Genomic DNA, 15,886 nt, shown 5'->3' on the forward strand with positions numbered 1-15,886 from the left:
TTTGTCCTTTGAGTAGGTGAAGTGAAGCAAGCATGACCGGCTTCAAACGGTCATCAACTGAATACCTATCCTAAAAACCCTTTACTGTTACTCCACAGATAAACCCATTCAAAGACGTCATTTTCTTGCGGATCATTCACCTCAATAGTAAACTTATCCAGTACCAGTTCTCCCAGGCCCGTTAAGTTTACGTCCTCATCCTGGTTAGGATTGTAATTGCCCGATAAGGTTTGGTCAATTTGATACAGTTCATTCAGGAACTGGTAAACGGCTTGCTGGGTCAGGGACTTCGTTTCCATAACAGGGCGTAAGGGTTTAGTACTGAATCGGCACTGGTTTATAACTTTCTTTTAGGCACTACCCGTCAGTAGGTATTACCTGAATAAGTGAGCAGGTAAGTTTTTAGGTGGTACCAGCTTTTTTCTATTCTTACGCCAGCGGGTGAAAAAAGCCGTATTATTTTTAAAAAACCAGAGCTGAATTTGAATAAACTCACGGGCAAACTTCCTCGACACCTTATTATCCGATAGTAACTTTTTGTAAATCGGCTCATTCGCCTTAACCCGCTCGGCATTGGTGTTAATCCGGTGATGAATTAATAGACGGTACTTTTCTCGCACTTGAAGGGGCTGTTTATAACTACCAAAGTTTAAGCCTTCAAACGGTATTTTGCTCATAATAATCAGGTGTTTACCTTCCTAAAAATACGATTCATCGTGGGGGCAGCTGATTACAATAGGGGGTAGCTGCGGCTGATAGTCAAGTTTTATTCCCCTGTTTTAGTATTGCCTGAATTCGTGAAGTGAGGTAGCCAAGTCTCTATCGGGTTAGTCAATACTTAGAGACAACACAATGACCATGAGAAAATCGGTATTCTCGCAACTGTTCGATACTCCAGTGACCATACTTCTCCAGTGCCTTCTTGAGGTACTGTGGTAGAGCGAGTTTCCCTTTTACGCCATGGTTGACTTTGGACTGAGCGAATTTAGCCAGCTTAGCTGCTTCGCGCTCTACCCACTGTTGCCAGCGATCCGGGTGGGTTCTGTACAAATAAACGATCTCGACTTCGTTCTGAAAGGGACAGAACATACAATTACTTGGGTAGGGTACCGGATATCCGTACCCGGCAATGATGCGTTGGCAGGCGGCCCGGTCGTGGCCCAGTTCCAGGAGCGGATAGCGATGCTCAACGCACAGTTTCCGCCATTTGGGGATATAGGCGGGACCGGTGTCGCCCTCTTGAAACAGAACGTATTCATCCGGTTTGGCTGGCGTTTTGGGGCCTGGATGAGCGACCCGGCTTTCCTCCCCGGCGGCAAAACCGATCCAGCTGACCAGCTTACCGAAGTAATGGCGGTACTGGTAAAAAACGGAAGGGTCATTGCCACGGTATCCGTAATGATCTCGTAGCCACTGCGCCAGAAAGCGATAGCTGACTTTAATCTTCAGATTATCGGTGCAGGATTTAGCAAAGGTGACGCCCATAATGTTGTTATTGCGCTCCATCTGATCCGTAAGGCTCTGCCAGGTGGCCCCGTGAAAGCCCATGTCCGGCGTCACGAACGTAAAATCAATCCCGACCGTTGGACACCATTGTTTTAGCCACGAAACGTATTCTTCTGTTTCCTGATATTCATTGCCGGTGTCAGTCATTAAAGCACAGAAATTAGATTTACCCAAAAACGTTTTCCGAAAACCTATATCATGCTGGCATAACATTAGTAACGCTACGGAGTCCTGACCACCCCCGACAAAGAGGATACGAGTCGGTAAATCAGTGTTAAATAGTACAGACATCATTACGTGTTTAGGGTTATATATGACTAGCGTAAACGGTTTGCCGGGCTTGTTAACACTCAGTAAGTGCCTTACTGAAAGCGACTGTTAGCGCGGCTGTCATACGGATAGGCATCAGCACTGGCTTGGAGAAGGTGCAACATTCGACTGGTCATCATACAAGCGAACGGATAGGCTTATACGTCAAGAAAAACTGACATCTGTTGCGCCGTTTGATCCGTGTCCGTCGCCGTCCTGAGGACCATGAATACGTAGGGATCGGGTTTATCAAATGCCAGGGTGCCCTTCACGGGCATAAGCTCTAACTCAACAAGGCCCGAAATTGATACCCGCCAGCCCTGCCTAGCACCTTGCTCCTGGTCACTGACTTTACCCTTATCTCCACCCTGCCGTAAATACTGACCCAGTGGGTTACTCCCCACTTTCATCGGGCTACAACGCGGAAATTGACAGTTGATGTAGTTGATTCGATTGGTGAGCGGACCGCCGCTGCGGCCGTTCAATGAACACGTTCGGCTCGTCGGTCAACCGCAGCGGCGGTCCGCTGATTACAATAGGCTGGCATGACATCCAAAATCGCCTTTTGGAGTTTATTGGCGGGACTGCCCGCGTGGGAGGTACGAATATAAAATTGAGTATCCATAACCGTAGGAGAGTTACCGTGGCGGAGGCGTATGTTGGCTTACTTAAAAATACGGCTTTTATAGGACTCAATTCCTCATAAGGCTGCTTTAATAGGCTATCAATCAGCCTACGGATAAGCCTTTTCCCCTGTTATAGTCATTGAACGTACTGCTTGAGAAGGTGAAGTAAAGTAAACAGAGTAAAGCCATCCCGGTTAGGCGATGGGCAAAGGAGCGGTGCGGCCCGTTTCCAGATTAAGGAAACAGCCCCGGTGGGGTGTCATCGCTTTGCGGAACAGGGTCCAAAGTAGAGAACAGCCATGATTGGCTAGTGTTGAATTAATAAATAACTCCTGCTTTTGCAACGCTTCGGCCAGTGAACAGCTGGGCGTATTATCGGACTGGTCAGCTTCGAAAAGTAACTGGTCAAATTCGTCCGTAATAAAGGGAAGCTGGCCAACAGCCATATATTCCTGCGTAGGGGGTTGTTCAATTTCGCCAACAGTCGATAAAATGACCTGACCGATTTGTTGACTGTTCCCGTAATCAAGCCAGTAATAGGGTCTGTCGCGGTCGAACGCGCCCCGGTCAGGCGCGACCCGGTCCTGTTTGGCCTGTACGCTTAGTCCCTGTAATATCAGCGCAATTTCCCGCCGTGCCGATACAGTATCTACGCACGTAATGAACAGATTGGCCGATGCGTACTGGCGCGAAGTTCCCCGAAGGCGGCTGATACAGTAGGGGGTTGGAACCGCTTTCCAGTTGGTGCCAAAAAAACCGTTGACCCGGTTAATTAAGGCAACTGCTTTGTTAAGTTTCAATTCAGAATGGGCAAATAACTGTCTACCCAGGTTCGCATGGCTGACGGTATCACCGTCCCATAACCGAACATGCAAACCGGGGTGGCCTAATTCGGTAAAGGCGTGGTTCATTCTGGCCAGCAAGGTCAACACCTGCGAGCCGGTCCCCCCGGCCCCGATTAAATTAACCGTCAGCGGATTGGTCGGATTCAGCAGGTATGAAGCGGTAAAATGAACACTTGGTCGCGCCTGATCGGGCGAATCCACGCGGGGTCTAGTTGTTTCCATCTGTATAACCTGTAAGTTGTTTTAACGTGAAGGGGCTGGTAACGAGTACCTCAAGGGGAAAAGCTGTATTCTGATCAATCAATCGTTGCCATAGTTGAATGATGTTACCCTGAACAGGCTGATGTTCATCGAACAGGTGGGAGAAGTACGAATTGAAAAAGCTTTCTTCCCATGCCGCCATAAATTCGTTAAGCGTGGACGACTGACGAATACCGACGCTGACAGTTCCCATGCAGACCCCTCCCTGCTTGTTGGTATTGAAAAACGGAGCATAATATAGGGGGGTATCTATGGTCGGTTTCTCGGCACTCAGCAGGGCAAACAGAAATAAATAATTCTTGGAAGCCAACCATACCAACGCGGGTAGAGGGGCTATCCCGTTCGGTATAGTTAACGACTCGATGAAATATAAGTTACGCTGTTGCGGGGGGGTGTACCACATTACCCGGCCCTGATCGGCATCCAGATAAAGTACGTTTTCGGGCAACAGCCCGTTGAGTCGTAAAAAACCTTTTTTCTTTTCTTTTTCCACCGTCAGGATTTTGGCTAACTGCCTTGACTCTTGTTCGGTTAAGGGATGGAAATTAATGGGATGACCAGAAACCGGGTCAACGTCGAAGGCTTGCACATGCCCATGATGACTATTGCTCGCCTGTCGATAGACCAGCAGTCCCTGCGTCGGCAGATACGACTTCCCATACTTTGCGGTTATGTTGTTCATCAGCAAGGTTTTTTAGTAGGTCGGCTAGCTCATCAAGGCCGGTATAGAATACCTCCTCAAAGGCTAAACAAAGCGGTGGTTTGGCGCAAGGCCGTTCAAACAAATGATACGCCAGTGGTTCTTCAACGTACCCGCCCCCGTTAAAATCGCAGTCCAACGATTCCAGTATGTTCTCATGGACCCAATCCCCACATTGCCATAAAAAACCAATTCGCTGGTCGGGGTCAATTGAATAATCATCGTCGGAATTGGCCAATCCCCGCTCATAGCTTCGGTAGTAGGCGCGGTCAGGGTACTGACGATATAAATTCAAAAATGAGCCGCTAATCCGGTGTAAGGCTTCTTCCCATTCATCGGTAGGTCGGAAGGATTGATGCCGCGTTTCAAACGCATCCAGATGCCGCTGGTTCCAACCTATGTACCGTTGTAGGATTGATCCGCCCAGTCGGGTATTGGTTAACAGCGTCTCAAATTCAGCCAGCTGGTTTTCCTCATCGTCCTCCCGCATGGATTCTGCCATCATATCACATTGATAATAGACAAAGCTACTCTGGTCGGAAAAGAAGGCCACACCTGCCACCGTATGCAGATACGATACCAACGAACATAACAGGGCCGAAGCCGACAACCTGCTTTTTTCCTTGAGCGTCTGGTAAAGGGGTTCCAGCGGTATATAATACGAGCTAAAGCCCGTTTCATAGACCTTGTAAACGGCAAGGGTTGATCGGAGGGTATCATCGTCCTCGATGATGGCCAGCGATGCATTGGAGTCTGCCGCTTGCAGGGCAGCTTCGGCCTGTGAAAAGGCAAGGAAAACATTATGCGGATAAACGCTGGTATTTTCCATTGCCGTTACGTCAAAACCAAACCCATAGGCTTGAGACAAAAACAACAGGGATTGAAAGAACTCAGCTTCGATAATCGCCTGATCGTGAAGTTCGGCCAGTTCCTCAACAACTGGCTCGAAACGGTATCTTAAAAAACCATTGGTAGCTGACTCAGCGGTAAAGAGCGTCGTTTCTGAACGACGCTGTGAGCCGCGTCGGGGAGTGAGTTGAGGGTGAGCAGAAACGCGGCTATTGCCGAGGAGCGTTGCCATTGATTGGAATAGGGATAGTCCGTTGAAATAACTCTGGCGGGTTTGCCCATGATCGCTACTGATTAACCTTTCGTACCCATAACGCTATCAAACCGGTACTCGATGCGGTCGTTTCTGACTTGCCCCTCACTTACTTTTGCGGTCGTTAACAGGGGATAACTGTTGGCATAAAAATTCAGTACGGCTTGAGGGCTTAAGGACCGTTCAGGGTCAGCCAGTTCAACAGGCTGGCCTTTGTCCTGAATAATAAATACCCGTTTATAGGTTGTGGCGATCAGGTTCATACGAGTTGTTTATGCATTAATTGATTCAAATAGGGTAGGGGCACTGAACTTCTGAACTAATTCTTCCCGCTTTTTGGTGAGGGCTTCCTGCTGGTTGGGGAATAGGGTCGGGTCGGGCAGTTTGGCACACGCTTCGCGGTATTTTCCGGCTTCTTCCAATTCAGCCACTTTGACCATAATGCCATCATAGTTTTTTTTCTGTTCCTCAGCTTCTTTTCGCTGTTTGGTGTCAGCCGCTTTTGCCATTGCCGACTGCTCACTGGCCAGCGCAACACTTTTGAGATGGTCCTCCATACTGACCAGCAATTGAGAAGTCTGCTGATACGGCTCTGTAATCTTTCTGAAAAAAGCTTCATCAATGGCTTCTGGAAGTCCATTGAACAACAGGGGTTTTATTAGCTGTTGGGCTTTGTCTCCGCATTGCTCGTTGGTCAGCAGAACGCTAACAATGAGTTTTTCACCTACGGTTTGACAGACGATTTTAAAATCGCCCTGTAAGCCAAGCTGGTGGACTTTTTGAAAAAACTCCATACGCTGTTCAGGAAATAAATTGTGTTGTTTACTGGTCTAAAGATAGCCATTCAACCGGGTATGGGGTGGGGTAACGAGTGTTGCTTATAGGGATGGGGAAAGCCCTTTTCCCTGTTATGTGTAGCTAGTTGCAGGTTAGCCTGCCTGGGTCCAGGAATCGACCCCATCGCTGTCAACACAGATGAGTAGGTGAAGTAAAGTAGCGATAGCCGACTCGCCCGCTGTGTGCGCTGCGATCGGTATACGACCACCGAAGGGAAGGCGCTTCGGTGGTTATGGCTGAAAAACCCGTATGCGCCGGATCGATCAGAAAATTGTCGTCCCGTAGGATCTATTCCAGCCCTGAACCGCCGTTCCGGGAACCTCCGTTCTGGAAACCTCCGTTCCGGGTCAGGTCGTAAATAGAAACCGAGTAAAACGAATGTGACAGGCTACCCATTAAGCCAAACGAAACACGCACACCATCCACCGTTCCGGTAGAGTCAGAATAAAATATTGTAAACTCATTGAGCTTCACCGGCTGGCCTTCTACCCGTTGGTAGTGAATCAACCGGCACAGGGCGTTATTCATATCGTTGGTTAGGCTACGCCCACCCTGATCCAAGTCAATTAGAAAAAGCGTCTTGGCTTTAAGGTCGATTTGAAACTGCACGTCTGATTGCGGGTAGCCTAATATCTGGTATTTGGGGAGCGTGTGTTTGGGTAGCTGACCGTTATGACCATTTTCCATATCAGTAGACGTTTGCTGGTTTACGACTCAAAAATAGCGTTCGATACGGAAATAGACTGGCTTAGGACCCAAACCGTAGTGCAACATAAGCGCGCCTTCTCCCCTGTTATGGCCTGGTCTTAGGCGTAATAAAAAAGGTGAAGTGACTCTTTTATCAGCGAACGCAAACCTATATACGTATTGCTGTCAGGTAACTAATCTGGCGTACTCAACCGCTAAATCGTCCATTAGCTGAGGAAGTCGTTTACCCAAATCCGGGTAATCAGGCCGTTGAAATACATCGTTGAAAAATTCTTCACACCCCTCCAGGGCTACCCCGGTCAGGCCCTTATTAATTAACCGTTGTTTAGCCTGCGCAAACAACGTTTCCATCCGCTGGCTATACAAACCATACAGGATGGAATGAAACAGGTTTTTTGCGTCCGTCAGGGCGGCATGCTCGCGCCGGTAATGCTGGCGGGTGGCTGGGCTGGCCATTGCATAATGGGTTCCATTTTGCTTGAACCATTCTTCTGTCTGCTTTCGGGGCTCCAGCAGTATATGGACGTACTCATCATACAGACATGGCCACAGTTCCAGCACCTCACTGAGCGTCCGCTTCTGCCAGTCCTCATCACTGCCAATGCGTTCGATCAGACTGCCCACATCCGGCAACGGCGTAACGCGCAGCGGTTGTAGAGCGACGTCTACCGGAGAGCTAAAGAGGTTCAGTTGCCTACTTGCCATGTGGGCGTCTATTTTAAGCTATAAAATTTCACCCGCTTATCGGCGTGTTGCTCGATGAGCCGCTGCTCAGTGGCTTTTCGATCGCGTTTATCGCACCAAAGCTGCACGTACGAAGTTCGGTCTACCTCGATGGGTATGCGGTACTCTAAACGCCCCCCGGCCAGTTTGATCCGGCGAATGTGGAGAATTGGGGGCCGCTTGCTTTTGCGGACGGGCGGCACCTGAATCTGGCGAAGGCGGGGAGCAGTTGAGGCGTGTTCCATGTACTAAAGATACGCCCCTCAGCCCTGGGTATGGTCGCTAATCGATAAGGCTTGCAAAGCTGTGTTGCCTTTCACCCCCCGTTATCTTGGATGAGAAGGTGAAGTGATACAGGCAGGGTGAATAGGTTCGTTGATGACGCCTGTGGCGCGTTTCACCCTTTCCGGTTCCAAAGACGTCCCAGTCTCAGGCTATTTTCAAGGACATCGTTCAGGTTTTTGGGCTGTGTCTTGTTTTTGTCGTCTGTTCCGGGTCCGTCTAGCCATACCCAAGTCAACAGCCACTGGTTTTTTTGTTTCGCGAAGCGATTTCTGAAGTAATAATTCTGCGTAGCGCAGTTGAATGGATTCCGCAGTTGTGTAGGGCATGTCGGCCCATCCATACAGCTGCGCGATGTGCCGTCGCACCATCGCCAGTACCTTTGCATCGTCCAATCCGATCATCTCGGTTGGCCAGCCTTTGGTAAAGCGGATTCGCTTCGGCAGCCTTTGTTGTAAGGCGGTCCTCTCCTGCGCTCGATACCTGGCTTGTTGGTGGCCCATTTGCTGTTCAGCCGATAGCAACTCTGGGGCCAGGCTTGCCAGCCAGGTAGCACCCTGAAAGGAGAAGCCCGATGCATTCTCCAGATCGATCAGCTGACGGTAGGCTGCATGATTATGCTGGGCCTTAAGCGCCCCGCGTAAGTCGGCCTGACTAGACATAATGCAAAAGGTACACGAAACCCGGCTGCAACCGTAGTGTCGATAGGCTTGGTGAATGGGCAAGCCCCCAGTCTTGTGCGCGTCCCAAACCTGAGCCAGCGTCCAGTCAACCAAGGGATTCCAGGTAATACCGCTTGTATTCTTTTTCTTACGCAACAGGGCAGACTGGGGCTGCTGGACGGGCGTACGCTGGCGGTCCTTGCTTTCGGCCCGGCGAACGCCGGTTACCGAAATGATTACCTGATTGGGAAACAGTTCGGTTAGTCGCTGGCAGATAATGGCTGTTTTTAACTCGCTCGTGCAGAACCGCATGGATGGGGTCGACCAGGGCAGGATTAGCGACACGCAGGAGAGGTTTTTGTACCGTTCCACATTAGACTGCCAGCGTTGTTGCCAACGCTCGATCATGCCTCCCTGCCGGCGTTGTACGGTAATTAACGGAATGCCTAATTGATGGGCCACCTGTTGACAAATACGGGCAGAGTCCTCCCATTCAATCTGTCCCAGGTCTGCATGAACCAGGACGCGCGGCCCCCGGTGACCGATCCGGTTCAGGTAAGCCATGACTGCCCAGGCACAGGCCGATGAATCTTTTCCGCCACTAATGCCAATGGCAACCGGGGCCTGCTGCGCGAGTAGGCGATTGACTTCGTCATCAATGGCAAGGCCAAAACCCTCGTCCGTTGACAGGACGGACATTTCAGGTGAAGCAAAAAGAGAAAGCTGGCTCATATAAGAATTTGGTTTGCCTTCTTTGCTATCCGGCCTGACCTACTGGATATCTGGGATTGATTCCGTTGCAGCATACTTTGTAACACGGGTAACAGCGTGTATACCCGGCTTTGGGCAATGGGTAGACGCACGCCACCCACTAACTCAACGTCAAACAAAGGCCGTTTCTGAGAGCGGGTTTGCTGGTGCACACTGAGCAGGTAGTCCGGATTGATAACGTATTGCTTATGAATCCGCAAAAAGCTGGGATAGTACTGGGCCACTAGGGCAAGCGGGCCCCGTCGAAGATCCCGGTATCCCGATAAAAGATGGGTCCATGTGTAATTCTGCTCGCCTGACAAATAGCATACCTGCCGAGCCAATGAGAAGGGTCGATGATTCATGACCGGGAAGAATTAATGAACAGGTTAAGAGCCACCGCACCAAAGAGCGCTTAGGAACAATACGTCTCTTAGTAAGCTTGTCTGACAGCTCTCTCTAAAGTCCGCCAATCAACTTGGCTTTTTGAATTCAAGAATCAGTTCTTCATCCTGCCAGAGTTCGGTACTATTCATGTACGCTTCTCTTGACCATTCGGCGAAATGTCTGGCGTCTGACTGGAATTTGAACGTAGCAAATGGTTCGGTTTGACCCTTAATGCGAACTTCACATCTAAAGGGATTTTCTTTTTGCTTGGCCATAGCATCCGGGGACAGTTCCCTGTTTCTTCTTTCCTAAAGATACGACCCTTCAGGGCGAGCAATGACCAGAATGTATGTGCTGTACGTGTCTTCCGGGCCGCCCTTTCCCCTGTTATACCGGCGTTCACGCCGTCTTTTTTACAAGTCAACTTTTCTTCATTAGTTTAATCAGGCAATCGCCTTTGTCGATCTATCCTGATCAGATTTTACGCTCATGACTCTTTTCTTCTGCTGCCTTGGTCTCATTGCACTGGTGTCAATCCTTACGGTGCTGGCCTTAATTTTACTAAGTAGGTTACGCCGTGAACAGCAGCGTCGGGCGCAGTTGCACCAGCAGGTATGCCGTCAACAATATCGGCTTCAGGTTGATCAGGATGTGATCCGGCAGTTGTATCTCCAGAGTGGGGTTTCACATGAGCAGGTGCAGCGGTGGATCGATGGCCTAACCGAAAGCGAGTTTTACGCCACCTTCTTGTGGGAAGATTTGGTTGAGGAGTCAGGTGAAGTTATTGCCTTGTATGGCCAGGGCAATCTCCCCTTACGTCGGCTGGATCGCAGCCGGATGGCCAGTCAGCAAGGTATCGACTTGTTAAGTCATTCCTTTACTCGTCGGCAAGGCATTTACTACCAGATGCGCCGGCATATCCTGCCCACTGACAAAGGCCCTTGGTTTAGCTAGTTCATCCATCAATCGACACGGCATCATTCCAACTCAAGTCCAAGGGGAGGTAAACTTTCATCATTCGAATAAAGCAGAAGTGTATCAGCATGACAGGGGATAGGCTTCCCTTCTTTCGATAAAAGGGCGCAAAAGCAGGCTAAATTTTTTCCTTTCAGTAATCCTAGGTTACCACGCATCCAAACAAACCGCTGGCGAATGGCTTCGCTAACAAAAGACTCATCGCTCGGTATACCATTGGGATCAGCCAGTAGTTGAGCGAACCGGTCAACGACCAGCTGCTGGGCTAGTTGGTGAATTTGTTCCGCGTCAATGATTCCTGCTTTAGCGCCTTGCCGCTCGGCTAGCTTATAAACGTCAGTTAGTCGGAACGGATTACCAAACCGGCCGGGCCGGCAGACACTGATTGTGTTTGGTGGTAACCGGTATCCTTTCGTTCGTTTACGCTGTACACGGATGGGCATTTACGGTTGTCTGTTTAGGCGTTTTTTGAATTGAAATTTTGCTGGCTTCAGCCACTATTTTTACTCGATTTGCCACGATGTTGGCTGATAAGGCTGCTGTTTCCAAGACCGTAGTAATGACTGGTATTTACGGCGACCATAATTAATAAATGAATCGTCGATTACGTGTTCCAGCTTAAACAATTGATGGGGCTTTTGTTTTTGAACTCCCAAGATCAGGTACCTGGTTACGGCTTGTCCGACCTGTTGGCAACCGTCCAGATAGAAAGCGGCCTGGCGGTCGTAATCGTACGTTTGACAAGCGGTTAAAAAATCGGTGTAGGTTGTGGCTGATGTCGTTTTAACGTCAACGATCAGGCTTTCTACCGGAGCGCGTAAGTCAATGCGTGCTTTGCAGAGAAGTTTTGTCCGTTCATCCTCCCAAAAGTGCGCCTGCTCACAGATACCCTTTTTGAGCAGTTCAGAAAAATCAGTGTCGTTTCGCATCACCTCTAGCATCCGTTTTATAGCCGTAGCCCCCTTACCAGCGGGTTCGACCTCAGGAGTCAGTAATAAGTGATCATGGAAAAGAGTCCCGAATGCCAGTGCCTGGCTAAAGATTGGGATCGGCTTACGTCCGAACAGAAGTTTGTTTTTAAACTCGGTCAAGTCCGAGTTAGCAATTCGGGGAATGGCTCGGTAATTCATAATCGGCTGTCGTTGTAAATACCCACCAGATAAGCTTTTTACAACAACAAGATACACTACGTTGATGAGCCAGTAGACTTAACAGAGAAGTAATTAAACCCTTGTTTAACAGTTTTTTACCCCGTTATTAATAGCGATTGGGCCTATGCCGAATTAGTGAAGTTAGTCCCTAAAATACCTGTACCCGACATACCACTACACTTAAACCTGTGCGAAAAAAATCATTTCAATTCGCGTTCTTTTGTCAGTTCTAGTGTCACGAGTTGGGGACAGAGTCGAGTGGATAAACTGAACAGGCTCATCTCGAAATGATAAATTTCGCATTCCGGAAAAGATTTTTTCAACGTGTGGAGCAGATTAAGATAAGTCCCGTACGTTTCGTCTTTCGTTAATTCAAGCCAACCCCGATCCTCGACTAATTTCTGTCTTGGAAAGACATTCACGAAGTTTTCTCTTTTCGGCCACTGACGAAAGTGTTGGTTCTGGCTAGGTATATACGGGAAAAATACGGGTTGCTCGGGCTTCATCTGCAGTTGAACCGCATTTAAACAGGCAGCTACCCGCGCATCATAAATTGCATACTGCGTACAGTCTTTCAGCGTCAGTATTTTTGAATAGCTGGCTATGCCCTGCAAAGGCATCTGCTTAACATCAAGTTGAATCAGTTGCCAATGCGCGTCAAAGGTTGCTGGCCGGTTCGAACGCACGCCGCCCCAGTCGGCGACGATCCACCGCGCTAATGCTTTTTTGTCGACTTCATTACTGGTGTTCCAGGTCTGGGTTAAATACTTCTTTAGCGCAATGCATTCGCTGGCACTACCTGACTGCATTTCCCATTCATGCCAGGGAAAATCAGGTAAGGCTTCCTTCGTTTTTAAACGAACAGGCCAGTTATAATGGCTCTCAAGTTTAACAAGATGGTCCGCAAAAAAGCGAATAAAGGAATCGACGTGAACCGATGGACTCATTAATAAGTCAGAAAGTGGCGGCTAATTCAAGTTCGTTGTTTCGTATAAATATGGGCTCTAGAAAGGAATAAACGGCCCCGGCGATTTCATATTTCTTCTGTACTCTCTGGATGTGGTTCCAGCTGAAAGTAATATCTGTTATGGCCCTGACGGGTTCTTTATACAGATCATTAGCTGGCAGAAAGCTACCTTTGGTGTAGGTCTGCCCATGATGGGTTAGAAAATCGGTATTCTTTTTATACTTGCCTTGGTTAACGTAGTTCTTTTCGTTGGTGACACATAAAAAGCAACCTATATCAATACCTCCGTTAGTTACCAGCCAGGTTAATCTCTTCAGATCATTAACAATTTTGGCCCTTACCTGAGTTTGACCAGACTTGCTTTTCTTTTCATTGGGATACTTAAATTCAATCCCTACCCGGATTGATTGATCTCCGTGACGATATAGAATGAACAAGTCTAAAAATTGGCCATCTGAGAAATCATGAAACAGATTTGTCTCAAAGTCAATTAGTTCGATACGGTCCTGGCAGGTCTTCTGCAACAGCCAGGCAAAATTAAAAACGACTGACTTTTCCGAGGATATCAGCTTCTCGCCCGTATTCATCCACTGATCAATGGTTAGCCAGATCTGGCTGATTATATCTTCAACTTCCTGTAGTAGTGATGTTTGTTTCATTTTAACGACTCGTTTACCGACCTACCGTATTGCTCTGTGAATCGACGATCGTAACCTTTGCCGCAACGATCCCTTCTCCCTTACTTGGCTTTTTTGTTCTGGTAAATTCCTGTTGCATCTGTAACGAAATGTAGTGCTACAAATCTAACTTTAATTGACCGCTGGGTAAGGCCTGATTCGTTTGAAAGCTGGACAGACTGATGCCTACCAGTCGTACCCCTTTTGTTAGGTCCTGGATTCCCGATAGCAAGTCCATACTCAATTGTTGAAGCTGGGCTAAATTAGTGACGGCCGTGAGCACTGTCCGACTTCGGGTAATCTGTTGAAAATCCGCGTACTTAACTTTTAACGTGACCGTTCTGCCTAACATACCCGTGCGTTCACAATAAGCCCACACTCGTATGAGCAGCGGGCTTAACTGATCCGCTATAGCTGCATAATCGGTCAAATCCTGCTCAAACGTTGTTTCAGCGCCCATTGACTTCCGTTCCCGGTTGGGCGTAACCGGCCGCTGATCAACAGCGCGGGCTATTGAGTAAAAGTAAGCCCCTGCTTTGCCAAAATGCTCGTTTAAGAATCCTTCACTCTGCGCCCGTAGATCCATCCCGGTAAAGATGCCCAGTTGATTCATTTTGTCGGCCATTACGCGGCCGATACCATGAAACTGACCCACCCGTAGTTTTTCGACGAACGCCAGGCCCTGATGTGGTTTGATGACAAATAGTCCATCCGGTTTCCGATAGTCCGAGGCTAATTTAGCTAAGAACTTATTATAGGAAACCCCCGCTGATGCCGTTAACTGGGTTTGCGCTCTAATCTGCTCCTTGATGGTTTGCGCCAATTGTGTCGCCGTGCACCCATCGGGTAGGCTAGCCGTTACATCCAGGTAAGCTTCATCGAGCGAGAGCGGTTCAATCAAATCGGTATACTGAGCAAACACGTTCCGAATCTGAGCCGATACCGCTTTATACACCTCAAATCGAGGCTTAACAAATAGTAGGTCAGGGCATTTCCGGATCGCGATCGACGAGGCCATTGCCGAACGTACGCCATAGGTTCGGGCCTCATAGCTGGCTGCCGCGACAACACCCCGCTGACGGGAGCCGCCAACGGCCACAGGCTTTCCGCGTAAGTCAGGATTGTCGCGCTGCTCAACGGATGCGTAAAAGGCGTCCATATCGACGTGGATAATTTTTCGAAATTGGGCCTGTTCCTGCGCCATGAATGAATACCAGGTGTCGTTTACTTAGAAAATCTATCGTTTACTGATCTGCTGGTAATGTCCAAAATTTTGGACATTACCAGCAGATCATGGCCCTATGAATGAACGTATTTAACCCATGGTTCATGATTGTAGAGATGACTCTCGTAGGCGAACAGGTTCGCGTAATGGCCTGGTCTGAGCCGTTACTACCTGTTCAGCCGGCCGATACCAACGCCCGGTCATCCGGTACAAAGCGGCCTCGAATTCCCGTAGTTGCCGATCCAGTTCGGGCTGATCAGGGTTGAGCAATTTCTTTTTGGTCATTGAACACTTTATCGACAAACGGCCGTAACCAGCCCCCCGCCCGGCGGATACGGTGATTATGAATTAGTTGCTATCGGGTAGACATCCAAATTGATTTGCTCAAGATAGGGCTCTAAAGCAATGCTGCTTTGGAATGACCGGCAGGCTGTGATCTGATTGAGATCCTGACTATAGCGGATCTCAACGTAGAAAGTTTCCAGAGCATAGAGGCATAAATACGATATGCCGACTCGTCTGGTCACTAAAAAAGTGCCGTTTTGGAAGGCACTTGCCAGCTGCTTTTCATGGGAAAGCAGGTTGAACGGATAGAGGGTCATAACCAAGTTTTGAGTTCTAATTTACGTAAAAACTTGAAAATATTAGGATTTATAATATACTAATAATATAATAGCCCCTGAAATTATATTTTACTTGTATTAGACGCCTATGAAAACAAGGGTCCGAACCCGTTTTACAATTAGAAAGGCTGGTATAAAAAGTCGGTTGAGGATACCGTTGTTTCTCTCACGCGTCCACTGTGGGTTTCCCTCGCCGGCGACCGATTATTTGGAAAATGTCCTGGACCTGAATGAGTTGTGTATCGTTCATCCCGACGATACTTATTTTGTCCGAGTGGAAGGAAACAGTATGGTCAATCCGCGTGCCCGACTCAATTCCAGGATTGATGACGGGGATATTCTGGTGGTTGATTGTTTGATGGAGCCTGTCGATGGCCAGGTGATTGTGGCGTTTGTCAATGACGGATACGTTGTCAGGCGCATGAAGCGGGTCGGGGAGATGTTGCTCCTGAAAGCAGATAACCCAAGCTACGACCCAATTTATATGCACCCGGGGGACCCAGGGGAGGACTCCTTTGTGTTTGGAGCCGTTACCTGGGTGTTTTTTAAACCATCAATACTGCCCTAACC

23 protein-coding genes are annotated in these 15,886 nt (G+C 48.6%); 2 read left to right on the forward strand and 21 right to left on the reverse strand.

Annotation, left to right across the window (positions count from 1 at the left end; translation table 11 throughout):
• Positions 1-65 precede the first annotated feature (65 nt).
• From ACYU87_RS23685 to ACYU87_RS23750, 14 genes are all read right to left on the reverse strand, one after another.
• The gene (locus ACYU87_RS23685) at positions 66-299 is read right to left on the reverse strand and encodes a hypothetical protein (RefSeq protein ID WP_461136551.1); all 234 of its coding nucleotides are present in this window, start codon (positions 297-299) and stop codon (positions 66-68) included.
• Positions 300-374: 75 nt separating this feature from the next.
• Complete coding sequence (locus ACYU87_RS23690; RefSeq protein ID WP_100990294.1) at positions 375-677, reverse strand: hypothetical protein; 303 nt, start codon at positions 675-677, stop codon at positions 375-377.
• Positions 678-831: 154 nt separating this feature from the next.
• Complete coding sequence (locus tag ACYU87_RS23695; protein WP_461116934.1) at positions 832-1,653, reverse strand: hypothetical protein; 822 nt, start codon at positions 1,651-1,653, stop codon at positions 832-834.
• Positions 1,654-1,973: 320 nt separating this feature from the next.
• A complete protein-coding gene (locus ACYU87_RS23700; protein ID WP_461116935.1) occupies positions 1,974-2,300 on the reverse strand; it encodes a hypothetical protein in 327 nt (108 codons plus the stop codon).
• Positions 2,301-2,635: 335 nt separating this feature from the next.
• On the reverse strand, positions 2,636-3,508 hold the full coding sequence (locus ACYU87_RS23705; RefSeq protein WP_461116937.1) for a PRTRC system ThiF family protein: 873 nt from the start codon (positions 3,506-3,508) through the stop codon (positions 2,636-2,638).
• Entirely contained in the window at positions 3,495-4,229 is a 735-nt protein-coding gene (locus ACYU87_RS23710; RefSeq protein WP_461116938.1) for a PRTRC system protein B, read from the reverse strand. Before ACYU87_RS23710 ends, ACYU87_RS23705 begins: the two co-directional genes overlap by 14 nt.
• A complete protein-coding gene (locus ACYU87_RS23715; RefSeq protein ID WP_461116939.1) occupies positions 4,150-5,328 on the reverse strand; it encodes a hypothetical protein in 1,179 nt (392 codons plus the stop codon). Before ACYU87_RS23715 ends, ACYU87_RS23710 begins: the two co-directional genes overlap by 80 nt.
• 62 nt (positions 5,329-5,390) lie before the next feature.
• Complete coding sequence (locus ACYU87_RS23720; protein WP_100990059.1) at positions 5,391-5,612, reverse strand: PRTRC system protein C; 222 nt, start codon at positions 5,610-5,612, stop codon at positions 5,391-5,393.
• Positions 5,613-5,621: 9 nt separating this feature from the next.
• Positions 5,622-6,143, reverse strand: coding sequence for a prtrc system protein e (locus ACYU87_RS23725; RefSeq protein WP_461073621.1), 522 nt, complete (start codon positions 6,141-6,143; stop codon positions 5,622-5,624).
• 331 nt (positions 6,144-6,474) lie between these two features.
• Positions 6,475-6,873, reverse strand: a complete 399-nt coding sequence (locus tag ACYU87_RS23730; protein ID WP_461116940.1) for a hypothetical protein — start codon at positions 6,871-6,873, stop codon at positions 6,475-6,477.
• A 186-nt stretch (positions 6,874-7,059) separates the two neighbouring features.
• Positions 7,060-7,599, reverse strand: a complete 540-nt coding sequence (locus ACYU87_RS23735; RefSeq protein WP_461116941.1) for a hypothetical protein — start codon at positions 7,597-7,599, stop codon at positions 7,060-7,062.
• A gap of 8 nt (positions 7,600-7,607) precedes the next feature.
• The gene (locus ACYU87_RS23740; protein ID WP_461116942.1) at positions 7,608-7,862 is read right to left on the reverse strand and encodes a hypothetical protein; all 255 of its coding nucleotides are present in this window, start codon (positions 7,860-7,862) and stop codon (positions 7,608-7,610) included.
• Between the two features lie 195 nt (positions 7,863-8,057).
• Complete coding sequence (locus ACYU87_RS23745; RefSeq protein ID WP_461116943.1) at positions 8,058-9,293, reverse strand: phosphoadenosine phosphosulfate reductase domain-containing protein; 1,236 nt, start codon at positions 9,291-9,293, stop codon at positions 8,058-8,060.
• Positions 9,290-9,676, reverse strand: coding sequence for a LytTR family transcriptional regulator DNA-binding domain-containing protein (locus ACYU87_RS23750; protein WP_461116944.1), 387 nt, complete (start codon positions 9,674-9,676; stop codon positions 9,290-9,292). Before ACYU87_RS23750 ends, ACYU87_RS23745 begins: the two co-directional genes overlap by 4 nt.
• A gap of 511 nt (positions 9,677-10,187) precedes the next feature.
• On the opposite strand from ACYU87_RS23750, the gene ACYU87_RS23755 reads away from it, so the two are divergent.
• A complete protein-coding gene (locus ACYU87_RS23755) occupies positions 10,188-10,652 on the forward strand; it encodes a hypothetical protein (RefSeq protein ID WP_461116946.1) in 465 nt (154 codons plus the stop codon).
• Between the two features lie 23 nt (positions 10,653-10,675).
• On the opposite strand, the gene ACYU87_RS23760 is transcribed toward ACYU87_RS23755, so the two are convergent.
• The 7 genes from ACYU87_RS23760 to ACYU87_RS23790 all read right to left on the reverse strand — a co-directional run bounded on the left by ACYU87_RS23760 (position 10,676) and on the right by ACYU87_RS23790 (position 15,295).
• Positions 10,676-11,116, reverse strand: a complete 441-nt coding sequence (locus ACYU87_RS23760) for a DUF4326 domain-containing protein (RefSeq protein WP_461116947.1) — start codon at positions 11,114-11,116, stop codon at positions 10,676-10,678.
• A 60-nt stretch (positions 11,117-11,176) separates the two neighbouring features.
• On the reverse strand, positions 11,177-11,803 hold the full coding sequence (locus ACYU87_RS23765; protein ID WP_461116948.1) for a PD-(D/E)XK nuclease-like domain-containing protein: 627 nt from the start codon (positions 11,801-11,803) through the stop codon (positions 11,177-11,179).
• 221 nt (positions 11,804-12,024) lie between these two features.
• Positions 12,025-12,771 (reverse strand): hypothetical protein, encoded by a 747-nt coding sequence (locus tag ACYU87_RS23770; protein WP_461116949.1) that lies wholly within the window; start codon positions 12,769-12,771, stop codon positions 12,025-12,027.
• 7 nt (positions 12,772-12,778) lie between these two features.
• Complete coding sequence (locus ACYU87_RS23775) at positions 12,779-13,450, reverse strand: hypothetical protein (RefSeq protein ID WP_461116950.1); 672 nt, start codon at positions 13,448-13,450, stop codon at positions 12,779-12,781.
• Positions 13,451-13,586: 136 nt separating this feature from the next.
• Positions 13,587-14,672: a DNA polymerase IV gene (gene dinB, locus ACYU87_RS23780; RefSeq protein WP_461116951.1), complete on the reverse strand. Its 1,086-nt coding sequence runs from the start codon at positions 14,670-14,672 to the stop codon at positions 13,587-13,589.
• A 123-nt stretch (positions 14,673-14,795) separates the two neighbouring features.
• Positions 14,796-14,978: a hypothetical protein gene (locus tag ACYU87_RS23785; RefSeq protein WP_461136552.1), complete on the reverse strand. Its 183-nt coding sequence runs from the start codon at positions 14,976-14,978 to the stop codon at positions 14,796-14,798.
• Positions 14,979-15,034: 56 nt separating this feature from the next.
• Positions 15,035-15,295 (reverse strand): hypothetical protein, encoded by a 261-nt coding sequence (locus ACYU87_RS23790; RefSeq protein ID WP_461116953.1) that lies wholly within the window; start codon positions 15,293-15,295, stop codon positions 15,035-15,037.
• 109 nt (positions 15,296-15,404) lie between these two features.
• Here ACYU87_RS23790 and ACYU87_RS23795 point away from each other — a divergent pair, with 109 nt between their 5' ends.
• Complete coding sequence (locus tag ACYU87_RS23795) at positions 15,405-15,884, forward strand: LexA family protein (protein WP_461073651.1); 480 nt, start codon at positions 15,405-15,407, stop codon at positions 15,882-15,884.
• The last annotated feature ends 2 nt before the right edge of the window (positions 15,885-15,886 follow it).

It is taken from the genome of Spirosoma lituiforme, from assembly GCF_054776635.1.

Bases quoted from the DNA above. Each gene is read 5' to 3' on its own strand.
- ACYU87_RS23685 (WP_461136551.1), bottom strand. From the start codon at position 299: ATGGAAACGAAGTCCCTGACCCAGCAAGCCGTTTACCAGTTCCTGAAT.
- ACYU87_RS23690 (WP_100990294.1), bottom strand. From the start codon at position 677: ATGAGCAAAATACCGTTTGAAGGCTTAAACTTTGGTAGTTATAAACAG.
- ACYU87_RS23695 (WP_461116934.1), bottom strand. From the start codon at position 1,653: ATGACTGACACCGGCAATGAATATCAGGAAACAGAAGAATACGTTTCG.
- ACYU87_RS23705 (WP_461116937.1), bottom strand. From the start codon at position 3,508: ATGGAAACAACTAGACCCCGCGTGGATTCGCCCGATCAGGCGCGACCA.
- ACYU87_RS23710 (WP_461116938.1), bottom strand. From the start codon at position 4,229: ATGAACAACATAACCGCAAAGTATGGGAAGTCGTATCTGCCGACGCAG.
- ACYU87_RS23715 (WP_461116939.1), bottom strand. From the start codon at position 5,328: ATGGCAACGCTCCTCGGCAATAGCCGCGTTTCTGCTCACCCTCAACTC.
- ACYU87_RS23720 (WP_100990059.1), bottom strand. From the start codon at position 5,612: ATGAACCTGATCGCCACAACCTATAAACGGGTATTTATTATTCAGGAC.
- ACYU87_RS23725 (WP_461073621.1), bottom strand. From the start codon at position 6,143: ATGGAGTTTTTTCAAAAAGTCCACCAGCTTGGCTTACAGGGCGATTTT.
- ACYU87_RS23730 (WP_461116940.1), bottom strand. From the start codon at position 6,873: ATGGAAAATGGTCATAACGGTCAGCTACCCAAACACACGCTCCCCAAA.
- ACYU87_RS23735 (WP_461116941.1), bottom strand. From the start codon at position 7,599: ATGGCAAGTAGGCAACTGAACCTCTTTAGCTCTCCGGTAGACGTCGCT.
- ACYU87_RS23740 (WP_461116942.1), bottom strand. From the start codon at position 7,862: ATGGAACACGCCTCAACTGCTCCCCGCCTTCGCCAGATTCAGGTGCCG.
- ACYU87_RS23745 (WP_461116943.1), bottom strand. From the start codon at position 9,293: ATGAGCCAGCTTTCTCTTTTTGCTTCACCTGAAATGTCCGTCCTGTCA.
- ACYU87_RS23750 (WP_461116944.1), bottom strand. From the start codon at position 9,676: ATGAATCATCGACCCTTCTCATTGGCTCGGCAGGTATGCTATTTGTCA.
- ACYU87_RS23755 (WP_461116946.1), top strand. From the start codon at position 10,188: ATGACTCTTTTCTTCTGCTGCCTTGGTCTCATTGCACTGGTGTCAATC.
- ACYU87_RS23760 (WP_461116947.1), bottom strand. From the start codon at position 11,116: ATGCCCATCCGTGTACAGCGTAAACGAACGAAAGGATACCGGTTACCA.
- ACYU87_RS23765 (WP_461116948.1), bottom strand. From the start codon at position 11,803: ATGAATTACCGAGCCATTCCCCGAATTGCTAACTCGGACTTGACCGAG.
- ACYU87_RS23770 (WP_461116949.1), bottom strand. From the start codon at position 12,771: ATGAGTCCATCGGTTCACGTCGATTCCTTTATTCGCTTTTTTGCGGAC.
- ACYU87_RS23775 (WP_461116950.1), bottom strand. From the start codon at position 13,450: ATGAAACAAACATCACTACTACAGGAAGTTGAAGATATAATCAGCCAG.
- dinB (WP_461116951.1), bottom strand. From the start codon at position 14,672: ATGGCGCAGGAACAGGCCCAATTTCGAAAAATTATCCACGTCGATATG.
- ACYU87_RS23785 (WP_461136552.1), bottom strand. From the start codon at position 14,978: ATGACCAAAAAGAAATTGCTCAACCCTGATCAGCCCGAACTGGATCGG.
- ACYU87_RS23790 (WP_461116953.1), bottom strand. From the start codon at position 15,295: ATGACCCTCTATCCGTTCAACCTGCTTTCCCATGAAAAGCAGCTGGCA.
- ACYU87_RS23795 (WP_461073651.1), top strand. From the start codon at position 15,405: ATGAAAACAAGGGTCCGAACCCGTTTTACAATTAGAAAGGCTGGTATA.